At 42.0% G+C, this 14020-nt stretch carries 16 protein-coding genes; 8 read left to right on the top strand and 8 right to left on the bottom strand.

Annotated elements, in window-relative coordinates:
* Nucleotides 1-5 precede the first annotated feature (5 nt).
* Nucleotides 6-1229: a zonular occludens toxin domain-containing protein gene (locus PGW97_RS08285; protein ID WP_273857047.1), complete on the top strand. Its 1224-nt coding sequence runs from the start codon at nt 6-8 to the stop codon at nt 1227-1229.
* 372 nt (nt 1230-1601) lie between these two features.
* On the opposite strand, the gene PGW97_RS08280 is transcribed toward PGW97_RS08285, so the two are convergent.
* Nucleotides 1602-2003, bottom strand: coding sequence for a hypothetical protein (locus tag PGW97_RS08280; protein ID WP_273857046.1), 402 nt, complete (start codon nt 2001-2003; stop codon nt 1602-1604).
* Between the two features lie 317 nt (nt 2004-2320).
* Between PGW97_RS08280 and PGW97_RS08275 the strand changes: the two genes are divergently transcribed.
* Nucleotides 2321-2746, top strand: a complete 426-nt coding sequence (locus tag PGW97_RS08275) for a hypothetical protein (RefSeq protein WP_273857045.1) — start codon at nt 2321-2323, stop codon at nt 2744-2746.
* Nucleotides 2727-2999, top strand: coding sequence for a hypothetical protein (locus PGW97_RS08270; protein WP_273857044.1), 273 nt, complete (start codon nt 2727-2729; stop codon nt 2997-2999). The genes PGW97_RS08275 and PGW97_RS08270 overlap by 20 nt, the downstream gene beginning before the upstream one ends.
* 31 nt (nt 3000-3030) lie before the next feature.
* Here PGW97_RS08270 and PGW97_RS08265 read toward each other — a convergent pair whose 3' ends face one another.
* Entirely contained in the window at nt 3031-3252 is a 222-nt protein-coding gene (locus PGW97_RS08265) for a DUF3653 domain-containing protein (RefSeq protein ID WP_273857043.1), read from the bottom strand.
* 2434 nt (nt 3253-5686) lie between these two features.
* A complete protein-coding gene (locus PGW97_RS08260; RefSeq protein ID WP_273857042.1) occupies nt 5687-6082 on the bottom strand; it encodes an ACT domain-containing protein in 396 nt (131 codons plus the stop codon).
* Between the two features lie 350 nt (nt 6083-6432).
* On the opposite strand from PGW97_RS08260, the gene PGW97_RS08255 reads away from it, so the two are divergent.
* Together PGW97_RS08255 and PGW97_RS08250 are read left to right on the top strand one after the other, a co-directional pair.
* Nucleotides 6433-7206 (top strand): hypothetical protein, encoded by a 774-nt coding sequence (locus PGW97_RS08255; RefSeq protein WP_273857041.1) that lies wholly within the window; start codon nt 6433-6435, stop codon nt 7204-7206.
* A gap of 240 nt (nt 7207-7446) precedes the next feature.
* Complete coding sequence (locus PGW97_RS08250; protein WP_047886720.1) at nt 7447-7836, top strand: response regulator; 390 nt, start codon at nt 7447-7449, stop codon at nt 7834-7836.
* Between the two features lie 50 nt (nt 7837-7886).
* Here the strand turns inward: PGW97_RS08250 and PGW97_RS08245 are convergent, their stop codons facing one another.
* Entirely contained in the window at nt 7887-8621 is a 735-nt protein-coding gene (locus PGW97_RS08245; RefSeq protein ID WP_273857040.1) for a PilZ domain-containing protein, read from the bottom strand.
* Nucleotides 8622-8895: 274 nt separating this feature from the next.
* Here PGW97_RS08245 and PGW97_RS08240 point away from each other — a divergent pair, with 274 nt between their 5' ends.
* Nucleotides 8896-9165, top strand: coding sequence for a hypothetical protein (locus tag PGW97_RS08240; RefSeq protein ID WP_273857039.1), 270 nt, complete (start codon nt 8896-8898; stop codon nt 9163-9165).
* 248 nt (nt 9166-9413) lie between these two features.
* Here the strand turns inward: PGW97_RS08240 and PGW97_RS08235 are convergent, their stop codons facing one another.
* The 3 genes from PGW97_RS08235 to matP all read right to left on the bottom strand — a co-directional run bounded on the left by PGW97_RS08235 (nt 9414) and on the right by matP (nt 10840).
* Entirely contained in the window at nt 9414-9815 is a 402-nt protein-coding gene (locus tag PGW97_RS08235) for a PPC domain-containing DNA-binding protein (RefSeq protein WP_273859646.1), read from the bottom strand.
* Between the two features lie 151 nt (nt 9816-9966).
* Nucleotides 9967-10275, bottom strand: a complete 309-nt coding sequence (locus PGW97_RS08230; RefSeq protein WP_047886718.1) for a DUF3634 family protein — start codon at nt 10273-10275, stop codon at nt 9967-9969.
* Nucleotides 10276-10387: 112 nt separating this feature from the next.
* Nucleotides 10388-10840 (bottom strand): macrodomain Ter protein MatP, encoded by a 453-nt coding sequence (gene matP / locus PGW97_RS08225; protein ID WP_047886717.1) that lies wholly within the window; start codon nt 10838-10840, stop codon nt 10388-10390.
* A 218-nt stretch (nt 10841-11058) separates the two neighbouring features.
* Here matP and PGW97_RS08220 point away from each other — a divergent pair, with 218 nt between their 5' ends.
* Both PGW97_RS08220 and fabA read left to right on the top strand, forming a co-directional pair.
* Nucleotides 11059-12747, top strand: a complete 1689-nt coding sequence (locus tag PGW97_RS08220; protein ID WP_273857038.1) for a Lon protease family protein — start codon at nt 11059-11061, stop codon at nt 12745-12747.
* A gap of 68 nt (nt 12748-12815) precedes the next feature.
* Nucleotides 12816-13331, top strand: a complete 516-nt coding sequence (gene fabA, locus PGW97_RS08215; protein WP_047886715.1) for a bifunctional 3-hydroxydecanoyl-ACP dehydratase/trans-2-decenoyl-ACP isomerase — start codon at nt 12816-12818, stop codon at nt 13329-13331.
* A gap of 418 nt (nt 13332-13749) precedes the next feature.
* Here fabA and rmf read toward each other — a convergent pair whose 3' ends face one another.
* On the bottom strand, nt 13750-13923 hold the full coding sequence (gene rmf, locus PGW97_RS08210) for a ribosome modulation factor (protein ID WP_084712662.1): 174 nt from the start codon (nt 13921-13923) through the stop codon (nt 13750-13752).
* Between the last annotated feature and the right edge of the window lie 97 nt (nt 13924-14020).

Here is a 14020-nt window from a genome sequence, read left to right as displayed (position 1 = left end):
TTGCCATGGCTGATTTCGCGGTTGTTGGTTTTAAAGGAAGTGGTAAGGGATTACAGGCGGTATCTAAAATTCAGGATGCGGTGAACAATGGCTGCCGGGTGGCGACAAATCTTGATATTTTTCCTGAGCACCTCGTATCAAATCCAGAGAACAATATCCCTATCACTCGCCTGCCTGATTATCCCCGTTTTGTCGACTTCCAGGGGATTGGATATGGTTGTGAGAAAAAGGAAGGCGAAAAGATTGATGAATCAAAGTTCGGAGTAATTGTACTGGATGAGATCAGCATTTGGATGAACTCCAGGAACTGGAATGATAAGACTCGCCTGCCAAGTATCGCCTGGTTAAGACAGGCCCGGAAGTATCGTTGGCATGTCTACTATTTGGCGCAATCAGTTGATTCGGTTGATAACCAGACCCGAGAATTATTCGAACATGTCGTCGAGTGCCAACGTTCTGATCGGGCCTTTGTGCCTTTCATCGGTCGCATACTCAACGTTTTCAATGATCATTGGGGCCGCTTACCAAAGGTACACTCTGCGAGTGTTACCTATCGCGGCAACGGTAAAATCAAAGTCGATAAGTGGGTATTACAAGGCGTCTTACTGAAAAGCATCTTTAAGTCTTATGATACTGAACAAATTTTCCTACCCGATGAGATGGTTAAAAATGACGGTAGTATTGTCGATATGCGTGCCACCTACTCTATATTGCCAGCTTCATACCTCAATCAATGGTACAAGGAAGAAGCGCCGAAAAATGGGGAAAAGCCAGAAAAGTTTAAATGGTCATTTAATCTAAAGCATATGGCTTTGCTGTTTTTTTCGCTTTTTCTGCTGTGGTATTTCTTACACAGCTCGGAACCCGCCCCAGCATCCGTACCAGAGAAAACAGCGAAAGTAGTAAACCGCGTGCCTTCCGTTGTTGTGGGCTCTTATATTAGCGGTACAGTGAAACATGTATCTAAAGGGGTGATTCGCTATGAATACGCAATAAATGGTGCTGACCATAAACCCTTTTATCCCCTGGATTACAATTTTGCAGTCGTACCAAGCTCAATGTGTAGCGCCACTATCAAAGGGCAAGACTTCAATTATTCATTGACTTGTGGTGGTCGTTTTGTGCCTGAAGCAAAATTGCCAAGTGAAGCCTCGCCATCTGAGATTTTCAGCATATCTAAGTTGAACCCGTTTGAAACGCAAGAAATAACAGAAACGAGCACTATGTAAGAACTATCACGGTTTACTGCGATTTGCGTCATGCCAAAGGCATACTAAGGCCACAGCTCGAAACCTGATATTTTCACCGGCTCAAAACTGGCCGAGCCCGAAGAAAATAAAAAGTGCACCGCCTCCTCATCCTGCCAAGCCATTAATATGGGGAGAACTGACAGTAAAGCGAGTGTTGTCATCGATAGTCGGAGACAACTGAATACAAGCTAGTATGCGCCCCCCAAGTGTCAATAACGGCTAGTTTTACACGCTCCAACCTGCTGCTGGCCACTGGTTACCTGTTAGCTTGTTGACATTTGAGGGGCCACTTCTTAATAGAAGCTTTCTAGTATCAATGCATTTTAGTTACAACGAGTAACATACTGATTATTAATATTTATTTGAGTTGATATCTTCGTTAATGTGTTTTAACAAAGTTGTCATTCTAGTTTTATATGCTTCTATTTGTCCATTAAGTCTTATAATTTGCTCTTTCGCTCTTTTAAGTTCAACTTTTTGCCTTTTTTCATCTGCTTCTGCTGAATTCAATTCTAAGCGTAACTGATTAACTTTAGCTTCTTCTGCCTCGAGTTTTATTTGAGTTTGAGTCAATTTTTCAGCCTGTTTGCTGAATTTAGTTTTCAATTCTTCGTGCTCAGTATCATAACGGTAGTCAGCTAACTCTATCGCAGACTGCCATAATTCGTCTTTTATTCTATCTAAAAGGCCTTCGTATATATCACTGACTTTATTGGAATTAATTTTGATGTTGGTCTCTTTGGATTCGTTCATATCGGATATCTCATTAAAAGATTAGTGAATATTCATATTACTTATACTTCGTAAGCCCAGTGACTACTCTAAATTTGTTAGGCTAAACTCAGTTATTCATTCTAATGGGCTCCAGGTTGATACATGGATAATTTCATCGTTTGAACAGGAAAAGTTATAACAAGCGCACAAATTTATTAATTATTTGTTATTTATCATCTATTCATGTGCTATAAGTTTTTCACCTGATAATAGATTGATATGATAATGTGAGAGATAAAATATCGTGCATTCACTTTGACGACATTAAGATTGAACTTTTTGGTGCTGGACGAGTTGTGACCTACCCTTTCAGTGTAAATAATATTCACTATCAGTGTTGGTTCACTGAACTAAATTGTAATTTGCCAAAATTACAACTTTTATGTCAGCATTTGAAAAGAGAGCAGCTACCTGTTGGTCAAAACAGCTTTACTCTTGATTTTGATTTGATTTCAAACATCGAAAATGATTCCTTCTTTGAGGAGCCAGAACAAAATGAGAAGCAAACTTATTCTGGTTTAAGGGTTCTCTCCAATTTTTTGATAGAAATCATTACCGCTCATAATGATACTTATGGGGCCCTTTTCTACTTTGCTCAGCCAGCTTCGGATAAATTATGTTCGTTTTATGAGCGATTTGTTGTTTTAAAACTAACTGATTTAGGCTATAACTATTATCATGACGAAGATGGGGATGGTTGGTATGTCTTCAAAAAAAGCTAATGAAAATCATAAGCTTAGGGTTATGAACGATCTTGTGGAGCGTTCGAAAGAGCTTAAATACGCCCGTATTAAAAACGAGTATGTCCAATCGGCAGGTACTTGTGAAGCTAGCATAGCACGTGAATCAGCGATTTATCATTGTAACAGTAGTAGTAGCAATAACTGTTTCTTAAAATCGGAAGAAAGTAAAGGTAAGCGCCTTTCTAAGAAAGAGTTTATTGATGAACTTTCGAATAAAAAACATGCGTATTAAGTTTTTTTGAAGCCCCTAATTGGGGCTTCATTCATTTGTATCTAATTTTTTGTAGATTTCTAGCTGTTTCTATTATCAGAGCTTTCATTCTTCTATCATCATCCGAATTTATTTCTAATAATGCGTTCCCAGTTATGATCCTATCAGGTGTCAGACTCCAGCCGTTTGGCGTAATCAATTCTCGTTGTATTATCTTCCAACCTCGCCAATCCTCATGCAACGGTCCTAAATCCCTTGATGAATAAAGCTTCATCAGCCGTTTGCATTCCGGAGGTATAGGGCTACCCCTATCCCAATCCGTGACAGTTCTCACAGATTTAAAACATAATTTCGCAGTTTCTTCTATGGATAAACCGCACTTGTACATCCTGAAAATCAGATTGTCTGTAATTTTTCTACGTTGATAGTTTGACGTCATGTTTCTTAAAGGAAACATCATAACGCAATATGCATGCTGTTTAACATAAACGACCATAATGCGCACTGAAGCTTCGGATTGTTAAACGCCAGAATCCCAGCCATACCAAGGGCTAAACCCCTAAACCCTTGGCGGCTTAACACCGTTATTTAAGGTTTTTCTTGTGGTGCGCACTCGTAGTTTGATGAATATCATTCCTAAAGCGGTGTGCCGGTACGCTCTAACGTGGTCACGCCGCTGCCGTTTCGTGGTGGCCGTCGCATGACACAGCCCCAACAGCAAACTGTGACAAAGGAAAAGAAAAAGGAAGTCAGGAAAGCCCAAGCTAAACGTGCGAGCCGAGCATCACCACCATAATGGCTAATAAGCAAAAATGAGAAAGCGTGCTATTTTTAAAATTGTAAATAAAGTGATATCTCGATTTAATTAACAGTTGATACAGTCCAAGCCATGAACTTCACTTTAGCTGTTAATAAAGGCCCCTTACCGGGTCCTGTTTTTTACTTTTGTTTTTTGTGGAAATCGAGCAATAGAAACAGCGCTGGAATAAGTGAGAAAAAATAGATAAACCCAGCGAATTTGATAATGAAAATCAATGCGATGCTGAAGGTGTCCGGTATTCCTTTTTGATACTCCCAGCTAACAATGACTGTTGCTATACCGACCCACCATACGAACAAAAAGCAAAAAGGCATTTGGCGTTCCCTCGCTTTTTATTTGACATTGCCTACAAAGATAATCCATCTTCTAACGAGATGGTGGCATATTTTATGGGGAACGTGAGTTGAAGTTCAATTAGTGCTTCTATTTATTTTTTGTCTCCTGACTCCCACTCTAATTTCATGATCCGCTTCTCATGCAATTGCAGCATTTCCTTTAATTCGCCCAACACCGATTCATGGGCTTTGACGGCGCGGACAGCAGATAACACATGATGAGAGTTGGAGGTGTCACCCCCAACTCAGCAAACAGCTTGATGAGCTCTCGCATACAAAACCGTGTCAAACAGGCCGCGATGAGTGCCGCCAATTTGCGCGCAGTTTTCACCGATAGTGACCTGGACTAACTCGCTGTGCCGGTTATAAGACTAGCTGCCATGATTTTTCGTGTTTCGCGAGGAATATAGTCAAAGGGTGACAGTGTCACTATTGGATTGTATGCTTTATCCCGTAAGCTGTTTGAGGAAAACTCTTCATCCAAGGCTCCGTGGAAATTCAGATTTGTGAGGTGGCGTGCTGATAAATATCTAGTGGGTAATGCGATGCAACCGCTTTGCTTTTAGCTAAACTCTTTTGGTCCAATCTTGTAGCATTCTCTGTTTTCCAAAAGGCACTTATCAAACATCAGCGATTAGTTATGTAAAAAATGCCAGGTACAAAAAAGCCCGCTTAACCGAGAGGTTTACGGGCTTTGGTCGTTGTGATATGAATCACGGAGTTCAGTTCAGTAGTTGATAAAACTTCCTGAGTATAAATTGTCTTAGTTCGTCTTCTTTACCGCTTGATACAGACTGCAACCACATAAATTGTGACTTGGTGGACATTTTCAGGAAAGCACATGAATCGATTTTATTCTCGCTAGGTACGTTGATAAAAGCTCTTTCAAGAGAAGTTTGTATGGCAGAAGAGATAAAAATATTTGTCGACTCTAGGTAGTCGTCCAGTTTTGACAGATCTTCCAATGGTAAGCGAGACTTCCTACTCATGTATAACGTTTATAATTTTATTTTTGTTTCTAAACCAGCATTGTAAACCTTATAAAATTTAATGACAATGCAATTAATGTTGCTTTGCTTAACACTGACTCTTACCCTCACCTATCCTAATTACTTAACAGCACTTGATTTAGCATTTGTGACACCGTGACATTTTTTAAAATCACTGATGTAAAAGCCATAGAGTCATATCCTATGATGTTGAAGGACCAACCTATCTCCTTAAATGACAGTGATTAAACGGGCTGTGTTTCATGGGTATTGGAACAACAGTGCTCACAGAGTGCTGCGTTGTGATAAATTTTTCTTGCATGTTCGCTGGCCACATGACTTGAATCAAAATAGCCGACACAAGTCATGCTTTCCGGAGAAGGTAGATTCAGGCAATCATTTCTATGTACTTCATGAATTTTAGTGTTTCTTTGAGGCTTATCACTTACAAAATATACAGAATACGTCATTTCTTACACCATATAACGTTCGATGACACTACTATTATGGCTCGGTAAACATGAAGGAATGATTACTTGCTTCAGAGAAACGTCTAAGCAAAAACTAATTCGTAAACTCTGCCAATGCTTCCATCGCTTCTTCTGCTCTCTGGCTTGGAACAAAAATATGATCGTGGTAATACGCGGCAATGACATTTGCACTGATACCCCGTTCACTTAGTTTTGATGCAACACTCGCGGTAAGCCCTACGGCATCCAGGCTTGAGTGAACGGTTAAAGTGATCATTTTGTATGTACTAGAGAAGAAAAGATCTTTATCTTCAGCCACATTTTTAGGAAGGATGATAGTTAACCCCTCTTTTTCCAAGAATGTCGCAATGGGTTTTAATGCCAACATTTCGGACAAAGTGTTTGGAACTGAACAAAAAACATATTCTTGAGGTTGGAGTTCCGGTGATAAAGATTTGAGTAACGATTCTAGCTCTAGAATTCCAGACATTGACATCCCTCTCTTTTTGCAAGACTTAGTATAAGCTAAAACACTATCAACATTTTTCAAAGAAGTTTATTTTTTGTTTTTTTAAACAAAAGTTATAGTGCATTAGATGATATGTTGAAATTTATAATTCGCAATTTGCGAACCTCAAAAAAACATAAGCATCTGTTTTAAAAGGATAATATTTCTGGCCAAAATATTGCTTTAAGAGCTATATGGCTAGAAAAGGATTACGGTATATAAGGATGAGACATAAGATCAGTAAGTCTCTAATGCTTCTACTAATACTCATTCCAATGGTGCTATCGGATATGACAGTGCCAGGTAGTCACGACCAATCAAATGAGAACATAATGGATGCGTCTCAACTGTCGAATAACAATGTGTTTAAACATGTTTCCAATCGTTCTTTTATTGAAAGTCAGCGTGAAGAGTTTACTCAACTCTCAGATCTGTATGCCACCTTACAGCAGAATGAAGTCAGAAATGAACAATTGCTATTTGGTGAATCAAATAGCGCTTCTTTACTTCCCTTACCTGGTTTTTTGTTCGATACAGCCACCAGCAGTGGTACTCCTTTAATTCAATTACCTGTCATACAGTTTATGTTTCCTTTTACTGTCTCCGACTTTCTACCACAGATGTCCAATCAGGTAGGAAATATGTTTAATCATCAAAGCCACACTTCCACCGGAATCCGCTACTCTGCTTCAATAGGTAATAATCTTGCAGCAGCAGCCCCCTCACTTTCAGTATCTCCAGCGCAATCCAGCTCGGTGAACTCAGGTAATATGACATTGAGTGGCGTGGGAGGCAGCACTGCTTCACCACAGCAAATGCAAGAGGACCCTGACCAAAACGAGGCTCAAGATAATAATACAAATACCAGTTCCAGTAATAAACCAGCTCCGAGTGGTAACGAGAGCAGCACGGCAGTATTACCATTAAACGAACCAATAATCACAGCGCAATCTACCCCATCCCACAAGGTGTCTAATGTTCCAGAGCCTCCTTCATGGGTACTATTTCTTTTTATAGTGATGTACATTCTTATTCAAAAAATTAATTGTTACCACGTCACTACCCTGTTACGGTCAGAGCCTAACAAAAGGCCAAGAAATTTATAAAAAACAGTCATGCCCTTTCATTTATCTGCTAATAAATCTCTTATCTTCGATGGATTAGCCTTTACTGATTATTTCATGATTAAGTGGTGGTTACAGACAAACTAAAGTTATAGTGCATTAGGTATTTGTGAGTGGGCTTGGGTCACATTTCTTCTGCTCAAATTTGAGCATTTGGTTAATAATCCTCCTCCAGATAGCTTATGATTAGAAAACGGTTGTTAGTTGTTTAAGGGATTCTGCATGAGCCGCTTTCTGATTATTGAAGACAATAAGATGATGACGCATATTCTGGCGCAATTGTTACGTAAATCGACAAAGATAGAAAAGTTGCTTTACGCCACTACTGCGCAGCAAGCATGTAGTCAGCTTAATCGGTTTGAATTCGACTGCATTTTTTTAGATTTAAACCTCTCCAAGCCATTGGATGGTATTGAGGTGCTTGAATTTATTCACTCCCACCAGCTACAGATTCCCGTCGTGATAGTCAGTACTGATAGTGAAATGGACGTCGTCAAACAAGTGATAAAATACAATCCAAGTGATTATCTGGTGAAGCCGATTTCTCTGCAAAAAGTAAAAAGGTGTATTGAAAAGCTTCGCCAGTCTCGTCAGGTTTATTTACTGGGCTAAACTACTCTTCTCTATTGATGTTATGTTCGCTCTTTTTAACTGTTTGCCCTTTATGTAGTCAGCTTATTAAATGACAGCTTAGAACCATCAAAGATAAGTTTGGATAGTAAAGATTTGGCATTTTCCCCTCCATTCACATCAAACAACACGCCACATTGATTTGCATTACCAGACTTTACAATGTTCTTTGTCACTCCAGACAAACGATACGGTTCCCCGCTCGACGGATGAACCACCCGAATGCTAAGCGGCATTCCTGGCGAAAATTGCGGGCCATGAAGCTCTGTCAAAAAACAGCAACCGCTGCTTGATATATCTTTAAGCTCAACGGTCAGCTTTCTGCTCCCTAGTTGAATTATCCCTGTTAGATTCACTTCATAACGTGGCTCCTGACGCAATTGCGTCAGTGTGGCCGTGACAGGAATATCCACTACGAATAAACGAACAGGATCTGTCACGAGATGCTTAATACGTGTTTTAAGAGTGATCTGAGCACCTTCCCCATGCTCCGAGATGGCTTTAATAGTTATCCAGTATCCCTGTTGAAAGAATTCTTCGCACTCGATTTTCGATATTTTTGGAGGCGCCAGATAAATCCGGTCAAGACCATCCGACCCGATGAACGTGGTTTCAGTCCGGTACAAATGTCCTAACGGAGTTTTAACGCTCACCATAACATCAGAGCCATGACGAATCATTTTTACACTTTTCAGGCCTGGTGCTTCTTCCTCTCGCGCTCTATTGGCCAGAATTTTTTGTTTCAACATTTCCGCTTGTTGATTCATGCTAAGCCTTATGTTTTTACTCTCCGTATTCACCGATTTTAATATTAGCGGTTCCCTATTTACAATCTGCTTACTTTTATTTCTGAGCAAAAAGACATCAATTAAACTTCGTTGACTCCTTTCACGCTGTAGCTTGTGATATCACCGACGAGGCAATTTGATTGCATTCTGTATTTCATCGATTTTTACCAACCCTCATATAAAGCTATCTTTTAGTTGAATCAGATGAAAATATAAATGACAATGCTATCAAACAAAAGCAATACAATAACTTATGGCAATTACGATTAGAAACATTGAAAAACATGCTTATATGATTGAAGAGCTAAAATCTTTAACAGAAAGCAATGTCACAACAAAAGCCTTAATCAAGGGTGGCTATTTAGCCGTCGAGTTAGGAAAGAGCTTGGAGGAAGAACGAAAACAGCGGCTTCTTGCCGAAGAAAAGCTCTCTGCTCTGCAGAACAAAATACAACAATATCTCGTAAGCCAAGCTGCACTGGTTGATGCCGTGAATACAGCACCCGGCAAAACCCAAGACTAAATATTTGACGATGAGTTACCCTGATTAGACCATTCATCATTTGTTTTCGTCATATACAAAGAACACTCCAAAGCATTCCCATAACCTTTTGCAGGTTTACAGGTCTTGCTTTCTAGAGGTCATTTACAGCCTCTGTTTTCCCCTGGCAGTGATACCCATATGAAAAGAAACCAGTAAATGATTTTGTAGACCGTCAATAGACTCGGGTGAAACTTCAAAGCTTCACCCGAACAATGTCACCAAGACGCTTATTTGATAGCTTTAACGACCAGCTCCGTGAACCCAGTTTGATTGTCCAGCTCACGACTGAAACTCAGGTTACGATACTCGGCAAGACAAATTTCTGCCGTAAACGAAACTAGCGTTCCTTCCAGCAAGTGGCCTCCATACACCTTACCTTGCTTGTCAGCGACGGATATATGTAGGTGAACATGCTCGGGGGTTAATGTGCCGGACAGTGTCAATATTTCCAGAGGCCCGTCTAAAAGTAATGAATCTGCCTCATTCGCCAGCCTAATCGTCGCGGCAGATAAGCAACCGACACCACTCAGTAAAGACCCGGCTTGAATCCCCGTTTCCTGAACATACTCTAAAATGGCATTACGTAAATCAGCACCTTGGGTTAGCCTGAAAGCATGCGGAATTAACATATGAAAGTGACCTCCCTGAAAGTCAGCCAATGCACTCACAAATTTAATCGATGAAAAAGGCTTCCGAAGAAGCCTTGATAACTCACCCATTGTAACGCCCTAGCACCAAAGACGCTCAGACATAATCACGTAGAAATATGAGTAGATTGCGCTATGCGCGTTTACCTGAACGTTTTTTGCTACCGCCAGAGTATGGAAATACGTTATGAACGCGTTGTTTAACTTTCGCGGGTACGGTTTTCGAAAAAACCAGCTTTGTGGTGAAACGGTTCTTGTAGACTTTGATTTTCCCGCTGAATGGCTGCTTATGAGCGATATCTTTACACCCATTCAGAAAACCAGCCGGAATTGTGCCTTTCTGTTTGGTGAGCTTACCGTCTTCAAACTCCATCACCATAACCGGGCGGTCTTTAAACACCAGAATAAAAACGACAATAGCGAGAACGATGACATATTCCATAGTGCACTCCCTATAAAAACACGGACGCGTTCAGTACATCGTATTCTGGGTTAACCAACAATTCTTCAGGTAGGAACACCATCTAATGGTATGAACGCAAAGTAATCTCAAATCAGTCGAGATTCAGCAACTCGTGCAGATCCTGTTTCAGGTCATGCACCTGACGACTTGCCATCTCAGTTTTACTGGACTCACTTAACAAGTATTCGATAGCATCTGACAAAGTACAGTCTAACTCACGGGATTTTTCCGCCAGTTTTTCCCATACCCGGTAGTCCAGATCGATAGATTTCTTCCGCGTATGAACCTGCTCAGCATTAAAATGTCGCTTACGCTTGGCACGGATCGCTTGCTTCAACTTGTTGTCTAGCTCCGGTGACATATGCTTATCAATCCACTTCAGCACTCGAGTCGGTTCATGCTCGATAGCAAAAAGTTCATTGATGGCAGCCTCCGCTTCACTGGTATCGATATAGCTGGTAATAGCTTCGCCTTCCTTCCACTTCTTAACCAGATACTTCCATTTCCAACCGGCTTCCAGATTTTCAAGCTGCTGATATTTCATAGTCGTCAGAATATCTCAATATGTCTACACTTAAGAGTGACAGTGTAACCTCAGTGTATTAAAAGCACAATTCTTTTCGGTTTTAAGCATTTGTTTTTAAGCCAGTCTCGCCTGACCTGCAAAACAGCTAAATAACATCACGTCACCGCTATTATGCGGCTATTGATTCCATTATACTGCTGTCTTTTTCACACTAACGATAGAAAAGCACAAAGCCTATGCATGAAGAAACCTGGCGTACGATGAGCCCAGATTATTCCCCGTACCACGCTATTTTAGCGCAGTATGACGATCTCTCCCCCGCTGTAACAGGAACGCTGCAAGATCGCCTAAAGGATGCTGTACGCCGGTTTACTGCTATTGAGCTACAACCTCGAGTGCTTTGCATTACTGCACCCGATAACAAAGTATATCGCGATTATGTCATTGAGCTGATTAATTTAACGGCGCCTCAACGCGACGAACCACCAGTAATTGTAGCGGGTGAAAATGTTACTGAGCTAAACTTGTTTGGCGCGGTCTACCCGCCTGAAGATGGCAATACTATGGCCAAACATCAGGTTAAGCATGGTTTAGTACATCAAGCTCATAATGGCTATCTGGTACTATCGATTGGGGCGATTTTATCAAACCCCGGCTTGTGGCCACGACTGAAAAGCATACTTATGAATGGCCAACTGGAATGGCAGCCATCAACGAATAAGAGGCTCTACCCACTGCCACCAGCAGAATCACTCAATATTAAGCTGGTTCTTATTGGCGATCGTTACCTTATGGCTGAGCTTGAAAATGCGGAGCCGGATATCTCTTCCGGATTTAGCATGTACGGTGAATTTGAGCAGGACCTGCTGCTTAGCGAAGATAATCTGCCACAATATATGGCTTACCTGAAAGCCATCATCACCAATGCATCCCTACCGGACTTGGCTGACCAGCAAGCTCTGGAAGCCGTAATGAAAACTGGCGCCCGCTATGCCGAAGATCAGGAGCGTCTTCCTCTATGTCCTATCTGGCATCTCAGTCTGCTGAGTGAAGCCAGCATCGAGTCTCAGGGTGCGCCGATTACGGCAGAGCATATAAAAGCCTCACTGAAGGCCCGTGAGTATCGTGAATCCTACCTGCCGGAACGCGCTATCGAAGATATTCATCACGGCCAGGTATTGATTGACTGCCAAGGCCAAGAGATCGGCCAGGTCAACGGCTTGACTGTGGTTGAAGTACCGGGTCATCCCCGTACGTATGGCGAACCGGCACGAATTTCCTGTGTTGTCCATTTCGGTGACGGGGATATTTCCGATGTTGAGCGTAAAGCAGAGCTTGGCGGTAACATCCATGCCAAAGGTATGATGATTATGCAGGCTTTTGTCAGCACCGCACTGGATTTGGACCAGCCGCTGCCATACTCCGCGTCCATCGTTTTCGAGCAGTCATACTCTGAAGTGGACGGAGACAGCGCATCGCTGGCTGAATTGTGCTCTTTAGTCTCAGCTTTGGCTATGCAACCTATTAATCAGCAAATTGCCGTGACGGGTGCGGTCGATCAGTTCGGCCGGGTGCAGGCTGTCGGTGGTCTAAACGAAAAGATCGAAGGTTTCTTTAAAGTGTGTGCCTATCGTGGCCTGACCGGTACCCAAGGTGTCATTTTACCGAAAACTAATTTGACTAACCTATGCTTAAATGACGATGTACTTGAAGCCGTAAAAGCGGGTCAGTTCCATCTGTGGGCTGTCGAAAGTGTTGATGATGCTCTGCCATTATTAACCGGTAAAGTGTTCCGCAGTGACGATATGGAAGCCGACACCCTTCTGGCCCGAATTGCGGTCCGGATTGATCACTTCCATAACGGCGATCACGATAATGAAGTCAATTGGTTATCGCGTATCAAAAACTGGTTTGTCCAGAACTGATCCGAGTTGTATGGCGTACATGTGTAAGCTAAATTGCCAGCATACTTTTTAAGGAGCTTAAAAGTCTGATGAAACGCCAACAATCTTATAACTACGACGAACTTGTTGCCTGTGGTAAAGGTGAGCTTTACGGTCCTGAATTCCCTTCACTGCCATCTGACAATATGTTGATGATTGACCGTATTCTTACTATCACTGACGAAGGTGGTGAGCACGGTAAAGGCTTCATCCAAGCAGAGCTAGATATTCGTCCTGACCTGTGGTTCTTTGATTGCCACTTTAAAGGTGACCCGGTAATGCCAGGCTGTCTGGGTCTGGATGCTATGTGGCAGCTGGTTGGCTTCTTCCTGGGCTGGGCTGGCGGCGAAGGCAAAGGCCGTGCGCTGGGTGTGGGTGAAGTGAAATTTACTGGCCAGATCCTGCCGGAAGCGAAAAAAGTCACCTACGAAATTCAGCTAAAGCGTGTTATCAATCGTAAGCTGATTATGGGTGTGGCTGATGGTCGCGTGCTGGTTGACGGCAAAGAAATCTACGTAGCGAAAGATCTGAAAGTCGGTCTGTTCAAAGACACGTCATCATTCTAATCAAGATTACGCTTACGAATAATAAAGAAAGGTCGCCCAGGGCGGCCTTTTTTGATCTCTGCTCTCGAAAAAAGTGACATCGTCACATGTAATACTATCGACTCTGCTAGCCAATGGGTTAACAAAGCATGAAAAATGGCAATCACGCCCAACCTATCAATAACATACAGACCATAAAATACAGTCGGCAAAAACAGTCCATATGTGACAGCGTCACCCAAGTGCACACCTCTTCTTCAAATACTACTGAATGATTGGATGATGAATGATTGGCTGAAAGTCTGAATGTATTTGGAAAATACCCAACTTAGCGCCGCAGAACCAAGAAGCACCAACGAAACGACAGATAAGAAGTAGCAGATATGATAGAGCCCCTATTCCTGGTAGGGGCTCGATAAGGGTGATAAGACGGAGGGATTTATTTATAGAGGCCAGATTGCAGATCTTGTCTTGCTTCTCGCCAGCCACCTAGCCAATTCGTACGGGCGTCCGTAGCATGATACGGACAATCTTCGCTGGAGCGACCATTAATACCAGCTTTATAACCTTGCGATTGAGCGCGTTCCAGGCGATCCCGCTTTTGTCTCTTCATAGTTCGATCCTCATCCTTATCGGTTCAGTCACTACTATTGCATAATGATGGAGCTTTTGTGACTCCACTATTAAGAATTGGCCAAACAGACTTTCAA

Origin of the sequence: Photobacterium sp. GSS17 (assembly GCF_028621875.1) — a bacterium.
GTDB lineage: Bacteria > Pseudomonadota > Gammaproteobacteria > Enterobacterales > Vibrionaceae > Photobacterium > Photobacterium ganghwense.
The sequence above is the reverse complement of the archived record's forward strand: the minus strand, read 5'-3'. Positions and strand labels throughout refer to the sequence as shown.

Coding starts and splice junctions, on each gene's coding strand:
- PGW97_RS08285 (WP_273857047.1), top strand. CDS start 6: ATGGCTGATTTCGCGGTTGTTGGTTTTAAAGGAAGTGGTAAGGGATTA.
- PGW97_RS08280 (WP_273857046.1), bottom strand. CDS start 2,003: ATGAACGAATCCAAAGAGACCAACATCAAAATTAATTCCAATAAAGTC.
- PGW97_RS08270 (WP_273857044.1), top strand. CDS start 2,727: ATGTCTTCAAAAAAAGCTAATGAAAATCATAAGCTTAGGGTTATGAAC.
- PGW97_RS08265 (WP_273857043.1), bottom strand. CDS start 3,252: ATGAAGCTTTATTCATCAAGGGATTTAGGACCGTTGCATGAGGATTGG.
- PGW97_RS08260 (WP_273857042.1), bottom strand. CDS start 6,082: ATGTCTGGAATTCTAGAGCTAGAATCGTTACTCAAATCTTTATCACCG.
- PGW97_RS08255 (WP_273857041.1), top strand. CDS start 6,433: ATGGATGCGTCTCAACTGTCGAATAACAATGTGTTTAAACATGTTTCC.
- PGW97_RS08250 (WP_047886720.1), top strand. CDS start 7,447: ATGAGCCGCTTTCTGATTATTGAAGACAATAAGATGATGACGCATATT.
- PGW97_RS08245 (WP_273857040.1), bottom strand. CDS start 8,621: ATGAATCAACAAGCGGAAATGTTGAAACAAAAAATTCTGGCCAATAGA.
- PGW97_RS08240 (WP_273857039.1), top strand. CDS start 8,896: ATGGCAATTACGATTAGAAACATTGAAAAACATGCTTATATGATTGAA.
- PGW97_RS08235 (WP_273859646.1), bottom strand. CDS start 9,815: ATGTTAATTCCGCATGCTTTCAGGCTAACCCAAGGTGCTGATTTACGT.
- PGW97_RS08230 (WP_047886718.1), bottom strand. CDS start 10,275: ATGGAATATGTCATCGTTCTCGCTATTGTCGTTTTTATTCTGGTGTTT.
- matP (WP_047886717.1), bottom strand. CDS start 10,840: ATGAAATATCAGCAGCTTGAAAATCTGGAAGCCGGTTGGAAATGGAAG.
- PGW97_RS08220 (WP_273857038.1), top strand. CDS start 11,059: ATGCATGAAGAAACCTGGCGTACGATGAGCCCAGATTATTCCCCGTAC.
- fabA (WP_047886715.1), top strand. CDS start 12,816: ATGAAACGCCAACAATCTTATAACTACGACGAACTTGTTGCCTGTGGT.
- rmf (WP_084712662.1), bottom strand. CDS start 13,923: ATGAAGAGACAAAAGCGGGATCGCCTGGAACGCGCTCAATCGCAAGGT.